The 17,522-nt window shown below is 40.3% G+C and carries 18 protein-coding genes; 12 read left to right on the top strand and 6 right to left on the bottom strand.

Annotated features, from left to right (window positions below):
* Positions 1–2: 2 nt before the first annotated feature.
* The 3 genes from AAEU29_RS14065 to AAEU29_RS14055 are packed head-to-tail and all read left to right on the top strand — an operon-like array spanning position 3 to position 2,463.
* On the top strand, positions 3–821 hold the full coding sequence (locus AAEU29_RS14065; protein WP_421973927.1) for a CheR family methyltransferase: 819 nt from the start codon (positions 3–5) through the stop codon (positions 819–821).
* Positions 818–1,426: a chemoreceptor glutamine deamidase CheD gene (cheD, locus tag AAEU29_RS14060; protein ID WP_421973926.1), complete on the top strand. Its 609-nt coding sequence runs from the start codon at positions 818–820 to the stop codon at positions 1,424–1,426. The genes AAEU29_RS14065 and cheD overlap by 4 nt, the downstream gene beginning before the upstream one ends.
* Before the next feature lie 8 nt (positions 1,427–1,434).
* Positions 1,435–2,463 (top strand): protein-glutamate methylesterase/protein-glutamine glutaminase, encoded by a 1,029-nt coding sequence (locus AAEU29_RS14055; protein ID WP_421973925.1) that lies wholly within the window; start codon positions 1,435–1,437, stop codon positions 2,461–2,463.
* 19 nt (positions 2,464–2,482) lie between these two features.
* On the opposite strand, the gene AAEU29_RS14050 is transcribed toward AAEU29_RS14055, so the two are convergent.
* Positions 2,483–3,508, bottom strand: a complete 1,026-nt coding sequence (locus AAEU29_RS14050; RefSeq protein WP_421973924.1) for a polysaccharide deacetylase family protein — start codon at positions 3,506–3,508, stop codon at positions 2,483–2,485.
* On the opposite strand from AAEU29_RS14050, the gene AAEU29_RS14045 reads away from it, so the two are divergent.
* Positions 3,485–4,819 carry an MATE family efflux transporter gene (locus AAEU29_RS14045; RefSeq protein ID WP_421973923.1) on the top strand — a complete coding sequence of 445 codons (1,335 nt, stop codon included), beginning with the start codon at positions 3,485–3,487 and terminating at the stop codon, positions 4,817–4,819. The two genes, AAEU29_RS14050 and AAEU29_RS14045, sit on opposite strands and share 24 nt — an antisense overlap.
* On the opposite strand, the gene AAEU29_RS14040 is transcribed toward AAEU29_RS14045, so the two are convergent.
* Positions 4,773–5,042 (bottom strand): hypothetical protein, encoded by a 270-nt coding sequence (locus tag AAEU29_RS14040; protein WP_421974105.1) that lies wholly within the window; start codon positions 5,040–5,042, stop codon positions 4,773–4,775. The genes AAEU29_RS14045 and AAEU29_RS14040 overlap by 47 nt on opposite strands.
* The gene (nfuA, locus tag AAEU29_RS14035; RefSeq protein ID WP_372767495.1) at positions 5,038–5,613 is read right to left on the bottom strand and encodes a Fe-S biogenesis protein NfuA; all 576 of its coding nucleotides are present in this window, start codon (positions 5,611–5,613) and stop codon (positions 5,038–5,040) included. Before nfuA ends, AAEU29_RS14040 begins: the two co-directional genes overlap by 5 nt.
* Before the next feature lie 211 nt (positions 5,614–5,824).
* Here nfuA and AAEU29_RS14030 point away from each other — a divergent pair, with 211 nt between their 5' ends.
* Positions 5,825–8,383: a M14 metallopeptidase family protein gene (locus AAEU29_RS14030; protein WP_421973922.1), complete on the top strand. Its 2,559-nt coding sequence runs from the start codon at positions 5,825–5,827 to the stop codon at positions 8,381–8,383.
* Positions 8,384–8,415: 32 nt separating this feature from the next.
* Here the strand turns inward: AAEU29_RS14030 and AAEU29_RS14025 are convergent, their stop codons facing one another.
* On the bottom strand, positions 8,416–9,108 hold the full coding sequence (locus AAEU29_RS14025) for a ComF family protein (RefSeq protein WP_421973921.1): 693 nt from the start codon (positions 9,106–9,108) through the stop codon (positions 8,416–8,418).
* Positions 9,109–9,169: 61 nt separating this feature from the next.
* On the opposite strand from AAEU29_RS14025, the gene bioH reads away from it, so the two are divergent.
* From bioH to AAEU29_RS14010, 3 genes are all read left to right on the top strand, one after another.
* A complete protein-coding gene (gene bioH, locus AAEU29_RS14020; protein WP_421973920.1) occupies positions 9,170–9,913 on the top strand; it encodes a pimeloyl-ACP methyl ester esterase BioH in 744 nt (247 codons plus the stop codon).
* A 99-nt stretch (positions 9,914–10,012) separates the two neighbouring features.
* Positions 10,013–10,306, top strand: coding sequence for a flagellar basal body rod C-terminal domain-containing protein (locus AAEU29_RS14015; protein ID WP_421973919.1), 294 nt, complete (start codon positions 10,013–10,015; stop codon positions 10,304–10,306).
* Between the two features lie 12 nt (positions 10,307–10,318).
* Positions 10,319–11,134 carry a putative metalloprotease CJM1_0395 family protein gene (locus AAEU29_RS14010; protein ID WP_421973918.1) on the top strand — a complete coding sequence of 272 codons (816 nt, stop codon included), beginning with the start codon at positions 10,319–10,321 and terminating at the stop codon, positions 11,132–11,134.
* Positions 11,135–11,225: 91 nt separating this feature from the next.
* Here AAEU29_RS14010 and AAEU29_RS14005 read toward each other — a convergent pair whose 3' ends face one another.
* Positions 11,226–13,520 (bottom strand): Tex family protein, encoded by a 2,295-nt coding sequence (locus AAEU29_RS14005; RefSeq protein ID WP_421973917.1) that lies wholly within the window; start codon positions 13,518–13,520, stop codon positions 11,226–11,228.
* A 154-nt stretch (positions 13,521–13,674) separates the two neighbouring features.
* On the opposite strand from AAEU29_RS14005, the gene greB reads away from it, so the two are divergent.
* The 3 genes from greB to envZ all read left to right on the top strand — a co-directional run bounded on the left by greB (position 13,675) and on the right by envZ (position 16,330).
* Positions 13,675–14,181 carry a transcription elongation factor GreB gene (greB, locus tag AAEU29_RS14000; RefSeq protein WP_421973916.1) on the top strand — a complete coding sequence of 169 codons (507 nt, stop codon included), beginning with the start codon at positions 13,675–13,677 and terminating at the stop codon, positions 14,179–14,181.
* A 102-nt stretch (positions 14,182–14,283) separates the two neighbouring features.
* On the top strand, positions 14,284–15,003 hold the full coding sequence (ompR, locus tag AAEU29_RS13995) for an osmolarity response regulator transcription factor OmpR (protein ID WP_274760921.1): 720 nt from the start codon (positions 14,284–14,286) through the stop codon (positions 15,001–15,003).
* Positions 15,004–15,022: 19 nt separating this feature from the next.
* Complete coding sequence (gene envZ, locus AAEU29_RS13990) at positions 15,023–16,330, top strand: two-component system sensor histidine kinase EnvZ (protein ID WP_421973915.1); 1,308 nt, start codon at positions 15,023–15,025, stop codon at positions 16,328–16,330.
* Positions 16,331–16,345: 15 nt separating this feature from the next.
* On the opposite strand, the gene AAEU29_RS13985 is transcribed toward envZ, so the two are convergent.
* Positions 16,346–17,041 carry a 2OG-Fe(II) oxygenase gene (locus AAEU29_RS13985; RefSeq protein ID WP_274760923.1) on the bottom strand — a complete coding sequence of 232 codons (696 nt, stop codon included), beginning with the start codon at positions 17,039–17,041 and terminating at the stop codon, positions 16,346–16,348.
* Between the two features lie 76 nt (positions 17,042–17,117).
* Between AAEU29_RS13985 and AAEU29_RS13980 the strand changes: the two genes are divergently transcribed.
* Positions 17,118–17,513, top strand: coding sequence for an acyl-CoA thioesterase (locus AAEU29_RS13980; RefSeq protein WP_421973914.1), 396 nt, complete (start codon positions 17,118–17,120; stop codon positions 17,511–17,513).
* The last annotated feature ends 9 nt before the right edge of the window (positions 17,514–17,522 follow it).

Here is a 17,522-nt window from a genome sequence, read left to right as displayed (position 1 = left end):
TTGTGGCGAAGGAATTTTTGCTTACAGATGGTGAGTTCGAACTAATTGCGAAAATGGTTTATGAGGCATGTGGTATTGTGCTTGGTGGCCATAAACGTGAAATGGTTTATTCTCGCCTTGCTCGCCGAATAAGAGTGCTGAATTTATCAAGTTTTGCTGAGTATATTAATTACTTGGAAGATCATAAACGCGAAGAGTTTAGCCACTTTATTAATGCGATTACGACCAACCTTACTTCTTTTTTTCGTGAGCCATATCACTTTGACTTTCTGCGTGAAACACTGATCCCTCAAATATTAGAGCGCAATCGAAACACTAAGCGAGTAAGAATCTGGTCCGCAGGTTGCTCCACTGGCGAAGAGCCTTATACCATTGCGATGACGATTGCTGACCGCTTTCCACCTTCGTGGGATGTGAAAATATTAGCAACCGATCTGGACTCGAATGTGTTATCAAAAGCCAGTGCTGGAGAATATGCTGAAAATTCCATAACGGGCTTAGACGATTCGTTAAAAAAACGCTTTTTTTTGCGAAATAAACAAAGTGGTTTGTTTAAAGTCAGGCCTGAGCTTAGGAAAAACATATATTTTAAGCGTTTAAACTTATTGCAAGACTGGCCTATGAAAGGTGAGTTTGATGTGATCTTTTGTCGCAATGTCGTTATTTATTTTGATCAGCCTACCAAAGAGTCGTTATTTCAACGTTACGCTGAAAAATTATGTACTGAAGGTCATTTATTTTTAGGTCATTCAGAAAGTATGAATAAATCGCAGACTCAGTTTGTAGCGTTAGGGAAGACAATGTACAGGAAGGCTTTTTGAATACAGAATTTAAACGATGCCTTCATGGCTTTGAGCACATTAAACGATATTGGGATAGAGGGCGCGACAGTGTTGTTGCGAAAATTTTACCCGGTGAAGTTTATGTGACTAAGCAAGATGAATTAATATCGACAGTTTTAGGTTCGTGCATTTCCGCATGTGTTTACGATTATAAAATGGGCATTGGCGGTATGAACCATTTTATGCTGCCAGCTAACAATAATGCCAGTATTGATAGTTTGAGCTGCCGTTATGGCAACTGGGCTATGGAATTCTTGATTAATGAAATTATAAAAAATGGTGGTAGTAGAGAGAATTTCAAAATCAAAATATTTGGTGGCGGAAAAATTATCAAAGGTATGGGCGATGTTGGTGAGGGGAATATTATGTTTGTCTCGCAATATTTGAAAAATGAAGGGCTACAAGTTGAATCTCATGATGTTGGAGGCCCGTGGCCTAGAAAAGTGCTGTTTAATCCAACAACAGGCAAGGCGCATGTGAAAAAATTACGTAGTATGCATAATGACACAATTCAACAACGCGAATTTAAATATCTTCATGAAATTGAAGAACAAGATACGCATACAGATATCGAGCTGTTTTAGGAATGAAGATGATCAGGGTTTTAGTAGTCGATGATTCGCCTTTAATTCGGGCGGTACTGACAGAAGTCTTACAACAAGCACAAGATATAGAAGTCATTGGTACGGCAAATGATCCTTACCAGGCTCGGGATTTAATTAAGCAACTAAATCCCGATGTCTTAACGCTTGATGTTGAAATGCCAAAAATGGATGGGGTTAGTTTTTTAAAAAACCTGATGCGTTTAAGGCCAATGCCAGTTGTGATGATATCTACCTTAACACAGCAAGGCGCACCCGTTACCCTTGAATGTCTTGAGCTTGGTGCAGTTGATTTTGTGGCTAAACCGACGCAACAAGTTGGCGATAAGCTGCTTGATTATGCGGAAACGCTGCATGAGAAAATTCGCGCTGCTGCAAAAGCGCGAGTCCGTTCATTAAAGCCTGTAGCTACGCCTGTTTCTAAGCCAGCATTTGGTAGTTTTGATGCCACTAAGCTGGTGGCTATTGGTGCATCAACGGGTGGCACTGAGGCTATTAAAGAATTACTTACAGGTTTGCCTGATACTTTTCCTCCTGTTGTGATCACGCAGCATATTCCACCGGTTTTTTCGGCATCGTTTGCGGAAAGAATGGATCGCTCCGTTGCGCTTACGGTTAAAGAAGCAGAAGATGGCGAGCTAATAAAACCTAACCATGTTTATATTGCGCCGGGTGATTACCATCTAGCAGTTGTCGGCAGGGCGGGTAACTTAAAGTGTAAAGTCACGCAGTCACCACCTGTTAATCGTCATCGTCCAGCAGTGGATGTTTTATTTAAGTCAATTGCCAAACTTGAGCTCGGTAATAAAGTTTGCGCATCCATTTTAACGGGTATGGGAGCTGATGGCGCAGCCGGCTTGCTTAAATTAAAAGAATACAATGCATATACTTTAGCTCAGGATGAAGCGTCATCTGTGGTGTGGGGCATGCCGCGCGCAGCTATTGATCTGGATGCTGCGCACAAGGTATTAAGCTTAGATGCATTTGCCGCAGAAATTACAAACTGGGCAAAGAAATAATTTTGCAGCCCTTTCGTAATTAGTTCTCAACTACGAAAGGGTGTGATAGCCAATAAAAGCGTCCAGGTTTAGCTTTGCTTGGTGCGGTACAGTTATAGCGAGACCGCCCTTTATTAAGATCCTTTTCAGCTTGTATCTCAACTTGGTTTTCACTTAGCCAAGTTATTTTTGCCGTATTGCCAGTAATAAAACAATTAAACTGTCCTTTGTTAAAATCCTTTTCCAGAAAAGACAATTTTAGTTGTGGTTTTGTGTTGTTAGTTACTGATTTAGCATCGACTTTAAAAGCGAAGGGTAAGCTGGCTATTTTTGTTTTTAAGGTTTCTAAATTAGCGTAAATACCTGATGCTGGGAAACGTGGCACCCGCGTTAAATCTGTATGCTTACCCACAGCTCCTGAATGCTGCCCAATTCCCACAAAACCGAGTTCAGCTACCAGTTCTTGTAAGTCTTGATTAAACTCCCCGTAAGGGTAAGCTAAATATTTAAAGTTATGACCAATTTCTTGTTTAATTCTTAGCTCAGAATGGGTGATATCATGACGCATTCTCTCTTGCCATTGGGTAAACGATTCTCCCTCTTCAAGTACATGAAGATAATCATGTTTCGCACTGTGATTTGCGATAAATGCGCCAGCTTTACTTAATTCTCTTAATTGCTGCCAGTCCATAACATAGCTTTTTCCCTCATCAATCAACTGTGGATTGACGAAAATAGTATAGGGATAGTTAAAGCGCTTTAAAATGGGGGCAGCTTGCGTGAAATTGTTTATAAAACCATCGTCAAAGGTGAGCGCGACAGTTTTGTCAGGTATACTCTTTTGCTGTTTTATTGCTTCAATTATTTGGTGCAGTGGCACGACTTCGTAATCATGCTCTTTTAAGAAACTTAAATGGTCACTAAATTCACTTTCAGACAAACTTGTTACTCGCGGTAATGTTTCTGAAACGTGATGGTATTGCAAAATGACTGCGGCTTGAGCAAGGCAAAAATACAAACTTAAAAATAGTCCAAGGCTTAAATGAAAAACTTTTTTACTCGCCATAAATCTTTCCATATTGGATTGTTACTTCTCGCGTGGCCAATGATTTTATCAAATATCAGTGTACCATTACTGGGCTTGGTTGATACAGCTGTGATTGGCCACTTAAGTGACGCGAGCTTTTTGGCGGGTGTTGCACTGGGTAGTATGGTTATTAATCTGCTTTTTTGGCTGGCAGGTTTTTTGCGAATGAGTACCACAGGGTTGGTTGCACAAGCTTATGGCCAAAATAGTCAACAAGGATTAATGCAGGAACTAAAAGGTGCTGCCTTACTCGCAATCTTAGTTGCCACACTATTACTACTCTTAAGCCCTTTCATTAGCCTTTTTATGGGGCATTTTCTTTCTGGTAGTGATGATGCAATTGGGTATGCCCAAACATATTTTAATATTCGGATTTTTAGCGCACCGGCAGCGCTTCTTAATATGGTTATTCTCGCGTGGATGCTAGGTACCCAGTTTAGTAAAGGAACACTGATAATTGTATTAGTAACTAACATCGCGAATATTATTTTAGATGTACTTTTTGTGGTGGTTTTTGAGTGGCAAGTTGAAGGTGCGGCTTTTGCGTCAGTGGTGGCTGATTATATAGGTTTGCTTGCGGCACTAGTGCTGTTAAAAGCGCGTTTTACAAAGCATGCTTTATCGTTTTTTGCTTTGTTAAAAGTACCATTAAACGGAATGATGCGATCATTAAAACTGAATCGCGATATCTTCATTCGCTCTTTGTTTTTGCAGCTATGCTTTGCATTTATGACTTACTACGGTGGCTTTCTTGGCGATGTAACACTTGCAGCAAATGCTGTTTTGCTTAACTTTTTGCTGTTGGTGAGTTTTGCCCTTGACGGTATTGCTTACGCAGTTGAAGCAAAAGTAGGTCAAGCAAAAGGGCGGAAAAAAGCACAAGCGATCCATTTATGGGTGGTGATAGGGCGTTTCTGGGCGTTTATCTTTGCTTGTCTTTATAGTTTGCTATTTATGCTTTTTGGCTCGGCTATTATTGGTTTATTAACCGATTTACCAGATGTGATTAGCACAGCTGAAAGTTATCTAATTTGGTCCATTATTCTTCCGCCTGTTGCGAGTTTTTGTTTTTTATACGATGGAGTATTTGTTGGTTTAACCAGAGCGAAAGAAATGCGCAATACCATGATATTTTCTGCGTTAGTTGGATTTGCAGGCGTTTTTGCTGTGAGTTACCAATGGGGAAATCATGGGCTTTGGTTAGCGATGACTAGTTTTATGGCGCTTAGAGGGTTAACACTCGCTAAAAAATATCACGATGCTTGGCGCTTTCGTCAGCTTTTGCAATAACTTGCGAAAAGCGGTTAGCAAAAATACCTAAGTAGCCGTAAATAGCAAAATAGAGTGCTATGGGTAACAACAGCAGGCCTCCAATTTGAAAGTAATGGCTGTTAAAGTAGCCATAAACAATCAATGCTGCTGCAATTACAAATAAGCCTAAACCGCTTAGAAAGCGCTTTAGGCTTATTTTAGGTTCATTACCTAGGCGGTAAATAGCCTGTTTAAACTTAATAATATGAGTGCTCGCCAGATTGGTGCTCAGTTATATCACGTACACCTGTGATCTCTTCAAACTTAGCAATCATTTGAGTTTCGATGCCATCTTTTAATGTCACATCAATCATAGAGCAACCATTACAGCCACCGCCAAATTGAACAACAGCGATACCGTCTTGTGTGATTTCAACTAAATTAACCTGGCCACCGTGATTTGCAAGTTGCGGGTTAATTTCGGTTTCAATCATGTGCTGCACACGTTCTTGAAGGCTTGCATCATCGCTCAGTTTTTTCGCTTTTGCGTTTGGTGCTTTTAGCGTTAACTGTGAACCCATTTTGTCTGTTACGAAGTCGATATCCGCTTCTTCTAAAAATGGTGCACTCTCTTCATCAACAACTGCATCAAAGCCATTAAATGGAAGTTTAATGTCAGTTTCTTCAACTGCATCAGCCGGGCAATACGAAACGCCACACTCAGCTTGTGCCGTACCAGGGTTAACCACAAAAACGCGAATGTTTGTGCCTTCAGCTTGATCAGCGAGTAATTTGGCAAAGTGGCTTTGTGCTGCCTCAGAAATGGTAATCATAATTCGACCTATACCTGACTAATTTACTTGGTTTTTAGTATATCACTTTTTTTGTTTGCTAAAATAGTGGCAGAAGTTGAAAAAAGGCTTTAACTGGTCTTATTTTTTTGCCGCTTCGACTGAAACGAGTGGGTTTAAATAGTAAACATTGTTAGTGTAAGTTTGCGCAATAATGCAATAAACATAACCAATCTATCATTATGGCATCACTATGAAAAAGCTGTACCTTTTATTTATAACAGCCTGTTTGGCACTGCTCAGTATAGAAAGCTCAGCTAAGAGCTTAGATTTTTATTTTGACGAAAAAATTAATTTTGACCCAACTATTCCAACACCTGAATCAGTGCTTGGTTATCAAGTGGGTGATTGGCACGTTCGTCATGATCAACTTGTAGCGTATATGACGTTGCTTGCTGAAAAAAGTGAGCGTATTAACTTAGAAGTAATTGGTTACAGCCATGAGCAGCGTCCTCTTTTACTGCTTACGATTACAAACCCATCAAGACTTAATAATATTGATGCTGTGCGTAAACAGCATTTAGCTCAATCAATTCAAGGTAGTAACATTGAAAATGATTCACCTGTTATTACTTGGATGGGCTACAGTGTGCATGGCAATGAAGCAAGCGGCAGTAATGCGGCGTTGTTAGTGGCATATTATTTGGCTGCGGCACAAGGCGAAAAAATAAATAAGCTGCTAGATGAAACTGTGATTCTACTTGATCCTTCACTGAATCCTGATGGATTGGCGCGTTTCTCTCAATGGGTTAATAGCTATAAAGGTAAAAATATTTCGGCAGATCCAAATCACAAAGATCACAACGAAGCTTGGCCTAGTGGCCGCACAAACCATTATTTTACTGACTTAAATCGTGATTGGTTGTTACTACAGCACCCAGAATCACGTGCTCGTATAGCTAAATACCATCAGTGGATGCCGCATGTACTTACAGATTTTCATGAAATGGGCCCGCACAGTACGTATTTTTTCCAACCGGGTATTCCATCACGTAAGTTTCCGCTAACACCGGATGAAAATGTGCAATTGACGAAAGATATTGCGACTTTTCATGCGGCGGCACTCGACCAGCAAGGTGAGTTATATTTTACGGAAGAAAGCTTTGACGATTTTTATATCGGTAAAGGGTCTACCTATCCAGATATTCACGGAACAATTGGTATTTTATTTGAGCAAGGCAGTGTTCGCGGCCATAAGTATGACACCATTAACGGCCTTCGCGAGTTCTCTGATGCAATTAAAAATCAATTAACTACATCACTTTCAACGTTTGATGCTGTTGTGTCTGGCAAGCAGGGTTTACTTTCATATCAGCAACGCTTTTATCAAGACACTGCAAAGTTAGCTAAAAAAGATGATGTAAAAGGTTATGTAGTTGCTGGGGGTAAAGATAAGTCACGATTTAATGCATTCTTAACGCTGTTAAATCAGCATCAGATTAAAGCTTACCCGCTTAACAAAGATGCAAGTGTTGCAAAGCAAACATTCCAAGCAAACAGCAGTGTTTTTATTCCGCTTAATCAGCCCCAGTACAGATTAATTAAAGGTGTGTTTTTACAACAAACAAGTTTTAACGATAATACATTCTATGATGTGTCTGGTTGGAATTTAGCGCATTCATTTAATTTAGCATTTGCAGAGGTTAGCTCAACTCGTGCAGTTAAGTATCAAGAACAAGCTTGGCAGCCGACGTCGAATAAAGGTAATCAAACACTTTCACCAAATTATGCCTTTGCATTTGAATGGAATGATTACCTTGCACCGAAATTACTTTCACAGTTGCAGCAAAACGGTATTGTCGCACGTGGTGCAATGAAGCCATTTACAGCATCAACAACCAATGGCGAGCATGCGTTTGCCGCAGGTACAATAATTATTGCCAAAGGGTTGCAGCAAGATGAAAACTGGTTTAATAAATTCCAAAAATTAGCAAATAACTCTACTGTAAAAGTTCATCAAATTACCTCTGGCTTAACCACACAGGGCATTGATATTGGTTCACGCAACATTGTGCCTTTAAAAACACCAAAAGTACTGCTAGTGGGTGGACAGGGCACAAGCCAATATGAAGTGGGTGAAGTGTGGTATTACCTTGACCGTTATTTAGATATTGCAGCTACATTAGTTGACTTAGAACGATTATCACGAATTGATTTGGCACCTTATACCCACATCATTATGACAAATGGCAGCTTTTCGTCGGTTTCAACTAAAACAGTCGATAAATTAAAATATTGGGTTCAGCATGGCGGCGTTGTTTGGGGTCATAAATCAGGCGCTAAGTTTCTGGCCGATAAAGGCATTTTAAAAGCTGAATATCTTTCGAGCAGAGATATGGCCAAGGCGTTTCCAACTGATAACTTAAGCTACGCAGACAAAGACAGCTATCATGGCGATAAGCGAATTGCAGGTGCAATATTCAATGCAAATATTGACTTAAGCCACCCTTTGAGTTTTTCATATGAGCGCAATACATTACCTGTGTTCAAAAATAACACCTTTGTTTTAAAACCAAGTGCAAAACCTTTTGTGAACGTTGTCACCTATACGGCAGAGCCATTACTTGCCGGATTCAGTCATGATAAGAACAATCAACAGATTGCTGATCAAGCTGTCCTTGTTGCGCATAACTTTGGCAAAGGAAAGGTTGTAGCGATGTCTGATAACCCTGTTTTCAGAAGTTACTGGTATGGTACCAGTCGCTTACTTAGCAATGCGATTTTCTTTGGTCATGCAATTGATTCAGAGTAAATAGCTTTAATTGAGGGGCGAGAGCCCCTTTTTTAATGCTTATTTAATGGATCGCTAATAGCGACAACCCAAACAGAAACCTGCTTTACACCAGCTTTTTTTAATAGCTGTGTTAATTCATTAACCGTATTACCAGTTGTGATGATGTCATCAACGATAGCCACATGCTGATAAGGCTGAATTAAGTTACAACTAAATGCTCCTTTGATATTACCTTTTCGCTGTCTTTTATTTAATTCGCTTTGCGCCTTTGTGTTTTTAATGCGTGTTAAAGATTGGGTATCAATTGGAATATTCAAATTTCTCCAGATTTCTTCACTTTGATTAAAACCACGCCGGAAATGCCTAAACCAGTGCAGCGGGACAGGCATTATGACCTCAGGGTGTTGCCAATTTTTTTGGTTACTTGCTTCTTTAAGTTGTCTTTTTATCAACTGACGAAGAGCATTGATATAAATAAGCTGCTTATTAAACTTAAGCCCTTTTAACCATAATGAAGAGGGGGGCTGATACCAAGTTACCGCAAATAACGAATCAAATTTAGCTGACTTTAGTAATTTATCGATATCTGGGCGGTGAAGTAGATTTGCGGAGTCTTTGAATGTGATACGTTCAATATCGCCTAGGCAAGAGCGGCATAATTTTGCCGGAGCAAGAAGGTGCTCACGGCAAGAAACACATAGGTTGGGTAAAACCCAATTTAATAATTTGTTATAAAAATTCATGCAGGATTTCCATATCACTAACTGTTAGTATAGCGGCAAAATTTTTAAGCGAGGAAATTCGATGGCGAACGTTGTTTTATTGCATGGTTGGGGGATGAACCAAGGCATTTGGCAAATGCAAAAAGAGACGCTTGAAAAGCACAGTGAACACACTTTTAGCGTATTAAATTTACCCGGTTTTGGTGGTAATCAATTTGATGACACTAAACAATACCAATTGGAAAATGTCACACATCAGCTATCACAAGAAATTGAAGATAATTCGGTTTTGGTTGCATGGTCACTTTCTGGCTTAATTGCCCTTAAAATGACAGAGCTTTATCCAAGCAAAGTAAAACAAATCATCTTAATTGCCTCGACTCCTTTTTTTGCATCTAATGATGAATGGCGAGGTATTGATGAAAAAGTTCTCGATACATTTATGCTGCAATTAAGTAAAGATCATAAAAAAACAGTTGAACGTTTTCTAGCAATTCAAGCAATGGGCAGTGAACATGCTAAGCAAGATATTAAAGAAATTAAATCATTGCTCGCGGCGTATCCTGATGCACAACCAATTGCACTCTCAGGCGGCTTAGAAATATTGAAAAATGATGACTTGCGTGAGCTTTTTGCCACTGTTGAAGTGCCAATATCAGGTATCTTTGGCCGTTTAGACTCACTTGTTCCTGTAAAGTCAGTGCTTAAAATGCAGCAGCTCAATTCACATTTTAAAGCGGATATTTTACCTAAAGCTTCACATGCGCCATTTATATCTCATCCTCAAGAGTTTACTAACTTACTGTTATCCCACATAGAAAATTAACCTTGATAAAGGGCGGCAAATTATTGCCGCCTTAACTTTATTTTGTGTGAAATTTGAGCGATACTATAGCTATCACAAGTGTTTTAATTGAGGGTGCTTATGGATGTTTCAAATAACTTGAGCTCTGCTTTTAATTCGGGCTTACAAGGTTTGCAAAGTGCATCTGATGGTATCACTGAGGCATCGTCTAATATTGCTCGTGCACAAACTGAGCGAGAAAATGTTGAACGCCCAGAACCGACTCCTGAAACAAGAGAAGCACAAAGCCAACCCGTAAATGTAACGGAAGAACTTGTTAACCTACGTGTAGAGCAGTTTAATGCTCAAGCAAATACACGTTCTATTCAAACCGCTGATGAAGTGCTTGGCACTTTAATAGACGTGAGAGTGTAACTCAGCAACTAAATGAATATTGTATCGACTTACCCCAACATTAGCCTTAACACCGCTAATGTTCATACTGAAAATGCCCGTCGCGATAATCAATTGCGAGAGTTGGTTACACCTGCAAAACAAGCTGAAGCTTCAGCAACTAGCCCTCGTTTAGCGGCTGAGCAAGATAAAACACGTCAACCAGGTTCAAGCCAAATTGCTAATCAAGAAGCACTTGATAATCGCAGTGAAGACACCACTAAAATTAAAGAAAAAAAGCAGCAGGATCAGCAAGAGCAACAAAGCCAGCAGCGTGAAGAAGAAAAACAGCAGCAATTAGAGCAAAAAGAAGCGCAAGCATTAGCGCAGCTTAAAAAGCGTGATCTTGAAGTTAAAGCGCATGAACAAGCGCATGCAGCAGTTGGCGGGCAGTATGCAGGCAGCCCTAGTTACGAATATGAACGAGGCAGTGATGGTAATAACTATGCTGTAGCGGGCGAAGTGCCAATTGATATCAGCGAAGTGCCAAACGATCCGCAAGCTACGATTGAAAAAATGCAGCAAGTGAGAGCCGCAGCTTTAGCACCGCAAGAGCCTTCAGGCGCTGATCGTGCAATTGCGGCAGAAGCAAACCAAAAAATGAGTGAAGCGCGCGCGGATCTGAATACTGAATTAAGCGATTTCTTTAAGCGTGATGGTGAAGTTGAAGAGGAAGCTAATGCAGAGTCAAAGTATGATTTTAGTGAGCGTAGAGATTCAGAGATTAATCAAAGAGCTGAGCGCATAGCTAAATTCTATCAAGCGGCTACATCCCCATTTGAAAGACCAAATTTAGCAAACTACGCATAATTAATATGATTGGTATACACAAAAAAACCGCACTGAGTGCGGTTTTTTTGTGGCAGTTTTAATTAATCTGAATTTGATTAATCCGTTAAAACTACTTTTTAAGTTTGGCAAAGGCTTCTGCAAATGCATTACCCATTGCAGCATTATTATTTTGCTGAGGTTTCGCTTTCTTTGCTGCTGCCTGAGTTGGTTTGCTTGGCTTAGCTTTAGATGGTGCTTTTTCGCGTACTTCTTCATCTAATCGCATTGTGAAGCTGATACGTTTACGCTCAACATCAACTTCCAAAACTTTTACTTTAACAATATCGCCTGCTTTTACTACTTCTCGTGGATCTGAGACAAACTTATTTGTTAATGATGAGATGTGTACTAAACCATCTTGATGCACACCTACATCAACAAATGCACCAAAGTTAGCAACATTTGAAACAACGCCCTCTAAAATCATGCCAGGTTTTAGGTCTGCAATTGTTTCAACACCTTCTTTAAAACTTGCTGTTTTAAATTCAGGGCGCGGGTCACGACCAGGTTTATCAAGTTCAGCAATAATATCTGTGATGGTTGGTAAACCGAATTTTTCTGTTACAAAGTCATTTGGGTTTAACGACTTAAGCAGTGTCGAGTTACCAATTAGTTCAGCGACAGGCACGCCTGTCTTATCTGCAATACTTTTAACAATTTCGTAGGCTTCAGGGTGAACTGCAGAACCATCAAGTGGATCTTTACCTTCATTAATGCGTAAGAAACCCGCTGACTGTTCAAATGCTTTCGGCCCTAAACGCTCAACTTTTTTCAGTTCTTTACGAGAGCTAAAGCGACCATTCTCGTCACGATAAGCCACAATATTCTGCGCTAACGTTTTATTTAAGCCCGCAACTCGGGTAAGTAACTGTGGCGATGCCATGTTTACGTCTACACCTACTGCGTTTACACAATCTTCAACAACTGCGGTTAGGCTTTGGCCTAATTGGCTCTGTGACACATCGTGTTGGTATTGGCCTACACCAATGGCTTTTGGTTCAATTTTTACTAATTCAGCAAGTGGATCTTGTAATCGGCGTGCAATTGATACTGCACCACGAATTGATACATCAAGATTTGGGAATTCTTCAGCAGCTACTTCAGATGCAGAGTAAACAGATGCACCTGCTTCACTAACCATAATTTTGCTTATCTTAAGATCAGATTCTTGCTTTATTAGCTCAGCAACAAGCTTATCGCTTTCACGTGATGCGGTGCCATTACCGATCGCAATGAGTTCAACTTTATGCTGGCGGCATAGCTGGCTTAATGTGCGTAATGATTTATCCCAATGGTTTTGTGGTGCATGAGGGTAAATCGTCACGTTATCGAGTAGTTTACCTGTTTTATCAACAACTGCGATTTTACAACCAGTACGAAGACCAGGGTCGAGACCTAATGTGGTTTTTGCACCCGCTGGAGCAGCCATTAATAAGTCATTAAGATTCTTTGCAAAAACGTCTATAGCGCCTTGTTCTGCAACTTCTCTGATTTTGCCCAAAAATTCATTTTCTAAGTGCAGTGCTAGTTTAATCTTCCAAGTCCATTGCGCTACTTGCTTAAGCCAAGGGCTTGCTAAAACGTCTAGCTTATAGTGATCAGCAATGATGCGAACGCATTCAGCATTGCCATCTTCTAAGCTAGGATCAGGGTTAATCGTTAAGCTGATAACGCCTTCATTTCGTGCGCGCAACATGGCAAGTGCACGGTGAGATGGAATACGGCTAAGCGCTTCGCTATGTTCGAAGTAGTCTTGGTACTTGGCACCATCTTTTTCTTTGCCTGCAATCACTTTGCTTTCGATATGCCCGTTCCTTTGCAGCATGCCTCTGAGTTTAGCTAGCAGTTTTGCATCTTCGGCAAAGCGTTCCATTAGGATAAATTTAGCGCCATCAAGCGCAGCTTTGCTGTCTTCAATGCCTTTTTCAGGGTTAATAAAGTCACTTGCAGTTATTTCAGGGTCAAGTGTTGGATTATCTAGTAGTTGATCCGCTAGTGGTGCTAAACCAGCTTCTATTGCAATTTGACCTTTCGTGCGACGCTTTGGTTTATATGGCAGGTATAAGTCTTCTAACTCTGTTTTGCTGGTCGCGCCATTAATATCGGCTTTTAACTCAGCAGTGAGTTTGTCTTGTTCTTCAATCGTTTTAAGAATAAACGAACGACGTTCTTCAAGTTCTCGTAAATAACCTAAACGCTGCTCTAACAAACGCAATTGGCCATCATCTAAGCCACCGGTTACTTCTTTTCTGTAGCGTGCAATAAATGGCACAGTTGCACCATCATCGAGTAATTGTGTTGCGGCAGTCACTTGCTGCACTGAAGCATTTAGCTCATGAGCTAATTGATTAGCAATAGCGTTCATTAAAAACCTTTAAATCGGTAAGTATGGGTGGTTTTTGTATTGAGAGACCACACCAGAAAAATTGTTTTAAATATAATGCCTATAGATCTTGTATCTAAACATAAATTTTTCAATCATAAGCGATAAATAAATTACGATACTTAGTTACTTAACTATGAGAAAACCACCTAAGCAGACATTTCCCAAGCGCTCTAATTATATTACACGCAGCGGTTATGATGAACTAGAAAGAGAGCTGCGTTATTTGTGGAAAGAAGAACGCCCGAAAGTGACGCAGGCAGTATCTGAAGCAGCAGCTCTTGGAGACCGCTCAGAAAATGCTGAATATATTTATGGTAAAAAGCGCTTGCGAGAGATTGATCGCCGTGTGCGTTTTTTAACAAAGCGTTTAGAGCAGTTAAATATTGTTTATCCTAAACCAGAGCAAGCGGGCAAAGTCTTTTTTGGCGCGCATGTAGAGGTAGAAAATGAAGAGGGTGAGGTGTTTAACTATCAAATTGTCGGCCCAGATGAATTTGATGTTAGACAGGGCAAAATTAGCATTGATTCGCCATTTGCCCGTGCCATGCTAGGTAAACAGCAAGACGATGAGTTTGAGTTTAAAAATGCAGAAGGTGTAACGCTCTTCTTTATTAATGCAATTCGCTACGATGCTGCTTAGTAAGAGTTTGTAATACCTAGTAACACTCTTCTTTTGCCTAATTTGACAAAAATTATTTATAGTAGGCATATTGCCAAAGAAAAATAACAGAAGAATGAAATCATGGGACAAGAAACAACAAAAATATTGGTAGTCGATGATGACATGCGTTTACGCAGCCTACTAGAGCGCTACTTAGTTGAGCAGGGCTTTATTGTTCGCTCTGCAGCAAACTCGGAGCAAATGGACCGCTTATTAGAACGAGAAAACTTTCATTTAATGGTATTAGACTTAATGTTGCCTGGTGAAGATGGCCTTTCAATTTGTCGTCGTTTACGTCAAAAAGAAAATGACATTCCAATCGTAATGTTAACGGCAAAAGGTGATGAAGTTGACCGTATTATCGGCTTAGAACTTGGTGCGGATGACTATATTCCTAAACCGTTTAACCCGCGCGAACTCCTTGCGCGTATTAAAGCGATTCTTCGCCGCAGAGCGAGTGATGTGCCGGGTGCACCTTCTGCAGAAGAAAATGAAATTCGCTTTGGTCAGTTTTCGCTTAACTTGGCGACGCGTGAAATGAGTAAAGGCGATGAAACTATCTCGCTTACAAGTGGTGAATTTGCCGTATTAAAAGCCTTGGTATCGCATCCGCGTGAGCCTCTGAGCCGTGATAAATTAATGAACTTAGCGCGTGGACGCGATTACAGTGCATTAGAACGCAGTATTGATGTTCAAGTTTCTCGCTTACGTCGCATGATTGAAGAAGATGCTGCAAACCCTCGCTATATTCAAACAGTGTGGGGCTTAGGTTATGTATTTGTGCCAGATGGCAAAGAATAGGATATATAAAGCCTAAATTATGCGTATTTTTCCCCGCAGTGCATTTGGCCAGACCGTCTTTTTGGTAGGTGCACTGCTGCTTATAAATCAAATCGTTTCTTATATCTCGGTTACCCTTTACGTAGTAAAACCTTCCATCGAACAAGTTAACTTAATGTTAGCTAAACAGGTACGTACTGTCTTTATTGGTCATAATGATGGTGTGGAGATGCCAAATGATGTTGCTGAAAAATTTTATTTAGCAACTGGCGTTGAGGTGATGAGTGAACGTGAAGCTATGCGAAATGGCTTAGAGCAAGCCAGCGAATACCCTTATTTATCACGTGTGATGTCAGAATACTTACAAGGTGAAGCGCGAGTACGTATTAGCCAATCGGATATACTTGTTTATTGGATTGAGCCACCGCAAGCACCTGGCTATTGGGTAAAAGTACCGCTTGTCGGCTATCAAGAAGCAAATGTTAAAGTGCTGACATTTTATTTAGCCTTTATTGGTGTATTAAGTGTGCTTGGCGGTTGGTTATTTGCAAGTCATCTAAACCGTCCATTAAAAGCAATGCAAAAAGCGGCAAGCAAAGTGGAAGTAGGTGATTATTCAAGCCAACTTCCTGAACAAGGCTCGATTGAAATGATTGAGGTAACACGTGCATTTAATCAAATGTCGCGAGGGCTGGCTGCGGTAGAAGAAGATCGTCGCTTGTTAATGGCGGGTGTTTCCCATGATTTACGTACGCCGCTAACACGCATTCGCCTTGCCACCGAAATGATGTCAGAACACGAAGATTATTTGCGTGAAGGTATCATCACCGATATCGAGGATATGAATGCAATTATTGACCAGTTTATTGAGTATCTTCGTAATCACAAGTTAAGCGATTTAGCGCCCGATGATATCAACGCATTGGTATCTGAGGTGGTTGCTTCAGAGCAAAAACAAGGTCGAGAAATTAGTTTTAGCGCCAACGAAGCACTGCCGAATATTCCGATTAGTCATGTAGCGATGAAGCGTGTAATCACCAATATGATTGAAAATGCACTGCGCTACAGTGAAGAAGATGTCACGGTTGTAACCCAGTTTTCAACTAATAAAGAATATGTTGAAATTTTGGTGCAAGACAAAGGCCCAGGTATTCCTGAACACGAGCTAGAGCGAGTGTTTCAGCCGTTTACTCAGGGCGATCAGGCACGAGGAAGCGAAGGAAGTGGCTTAGGCCTTGCTATTATCAAGCGTATTGTTGATATGCACCAAGGCAAAGTAACACTGCGCAATCGCTCTGAAGGTGGCTTAGAAGCAAAGGTTAGCTTGCGAATTCATCTAAGCAATTAATATTATGGTGCCTATTTAGGCACCATAAATCTGTTCTGCTGTATTAAACAGCACCCAGGATGTGACAATGTATTTGTCATTAGACACCGGAATACATCCCCTGTGGGTGTGCGTGAAATAAGCTGGTGCTATAACCATAGAGCCTTGCTTTGGTTTTATCTTTTTATTCTGATAATAAAACTCTGTTTCGCCGCCTTCTTCTACATCATTTAAGTAAAACATAAACAGTAAAATACGGTGCAAGCTATCGTTATGCCCTTTTTGTGGATAAACCTCACTATGCCAGTAGGGATAACCACCTTCTCCAGCAGTATATTTTTGCGCTTGAATTTGGCCTAAGCGAAAGATTTGTTGAACCAGAACTGGCAATTGAGGTTTCCCAACTTCTTCAAAATTTTCAACCGTTAAGTCAACTGGTTGTTTCGTTGTTGGGTGATACACCTTTAAACCAAAAGCACCGATTAATGCAAAGAAGTGTTCTTCAAAGTATTCAAATATTTTCTCAGTGGTATGTTGCAGAATATGCTGGAGTTCTTTTTGATATTCAATATGTTGGTTGAGGTATAAATCTTGGCTATTTTTCTTACTAAGATCGACCCCACCACTGGTTTTACCTTGTGCTAAAAATGGGCTGTTATCAAATTTAGTGATAAAGCTATCACAAAACTCTTTGCTCAATACGTTGTCATAAACCCGAATAAAATCCTGCATTATTGACCTTATTATTTTAATTATGATTAAACATAACTATAGTGAGCACATAATTAGTATATAAAGCTCAATTGATATGTTTAGTGAAACACTTATGCCGCGTTTTAGCGAAACAGATGCGTTAGGACACATTAATAATACTGCGCTACCGGTTTGGTTTGAAGCCGCTCGTACCCCTTTTTTCCGTTTTTTTACTCCTGACTTAGATTGCAACAACTGGAAGCTTATCGTTGCAAAAATTGAGGTGGAATTTAAAGGTGAGCTATTTTATGGCCAAGAAATCACTATAAACTCAAGTATTAGTCGCATTGGATCATCATCATTTGTGATTTGCCAAGAAGTGTACCAGCATAGTGAGTTGTGTGCGGTTGGGCATGCCACAATGGTGCGATACGACTTTGCCAATAAAGCATCTACACCGTTAAGTGAGCAAGAAAGAGCGTCATTAACTGCCCACCTAAAAGCAGAGTAAGCTGTTTTT

Source organism: Pseudoalteromonas aquimarina (genome assembly GCF_049257255.1).
Lineage (GTDB): Bacteria > Pseudomonadota > Gammaproteobacteria > Enterobacterales > Alteromonadaceae > Pseudoalteromonas.
The sequence above is the reverse complement of the archived record's forward strand: the minus strand, read 5'-3'. Positions and strand labels throughout refer to the sequence as shown.

Bases quoted from the DNA above. Each gene is read 5' to 3' on its own strand.
- AAEU29_RS14050 (WP_421973924.1), bottom strand. From the start codon at position 3,508: ATGGCGAGTAAAAAAGTTTTTCATTTAAGCCTTGGACTATTTTTAAGT.
- AAEU29_RS13980 (WP_421973914.1), top strand. From the start codon at position 17,118: ATGTTTAGTGAAACACTTATGCCGCGTTTTAGCGAAACAGATGCGTTA.
- AAEU29_RS14005 (WP_421973917.1), bottom strand. From the start codon at position 13,520: ATGAACGCTATTGCTAATCAATTAGCTCATGAGCTAAATGCTTCAGTG.
- greB (WP_421973916.1), top strand. From the start codon at position 13,675: ATGAGAAAACCACCTAAGCAGACATTTCCCAAGCGCTCTAATTATATT.
- AAEU29_RS13985 (WP_274760923.1), bottom strand. From the start codon at position 17,041: ATGCAGGATTTTATTCGGGTTTATGACAACGTATTGAGCAAAGAGTTT.
- bioH (WP_421973920.1), top strand. From the start codon at position 9,170: ATGGCGAACGTTGTTTTATTGCATGGTTGGGGGATGAACCAAGGCATT.
- envZ (WP_421973915.1), top strand. From the start codon at position 15,023: ATGCGTATTTTTCCCCGCAGTGCATTTGGCCAGACCGTCTTTTTGGTA.
- ompR (WP_274760921.1), top strand. From the start codon at position 14,284: ATGGGACAAGAAACAACAAAAATATTGGTAGTCGATGATGACATGCGT.
- AAEU29_RS14030 (WP_421973922.1), top strand. From the start codon at position 5,825: ATGAAAAAGCTGTACCTTTTATTTATAACAGCCTGTTTGGCACTGCTC.
- AAEU29_RS14015 (WP_421973919.1), top strand. From the start codon at position 10,013: ATGGATGTTTCAAATAACTTGAGCTCTGCTTTTAATTCGGGCTTACAA.
- AAEU29_RS14010 (WP_421973918.1), top strand. From the start codon at position 10,319: ATGAATATTGTATCGACTTACCCCAACATTAGCCTTAACACCGCTAAT.
- AAEU29_RS14045 (WP_421973923.1), top strand. From the start codon at position 3,485: ATGAAAAACTTTTTTACTCGCCATAAATCTTTCCATATTGGATTGTTA.
- AAEU29_RS14055 (WP_421973925.1), top strand. From the start codon at position 1,435: ATGATCAGGGTTTTAGTAGTCGATGATTCGCCTTTAATTCGGGCGGTA.
- nfuA (WP_372767495.1), bottom strand. From the start codon at position 5,613: ATGATTACCATTTCTGAGGCAGCACAAAGCCACTTTGCCAAATTACTC.
- AAEU29_RS14025 (WP_421973921.1), bottom strand. From the start codon at position 9,108: ATGAATTTTTATAACAAATTATTAAATTGGGTTTTACCCAACCTATGT.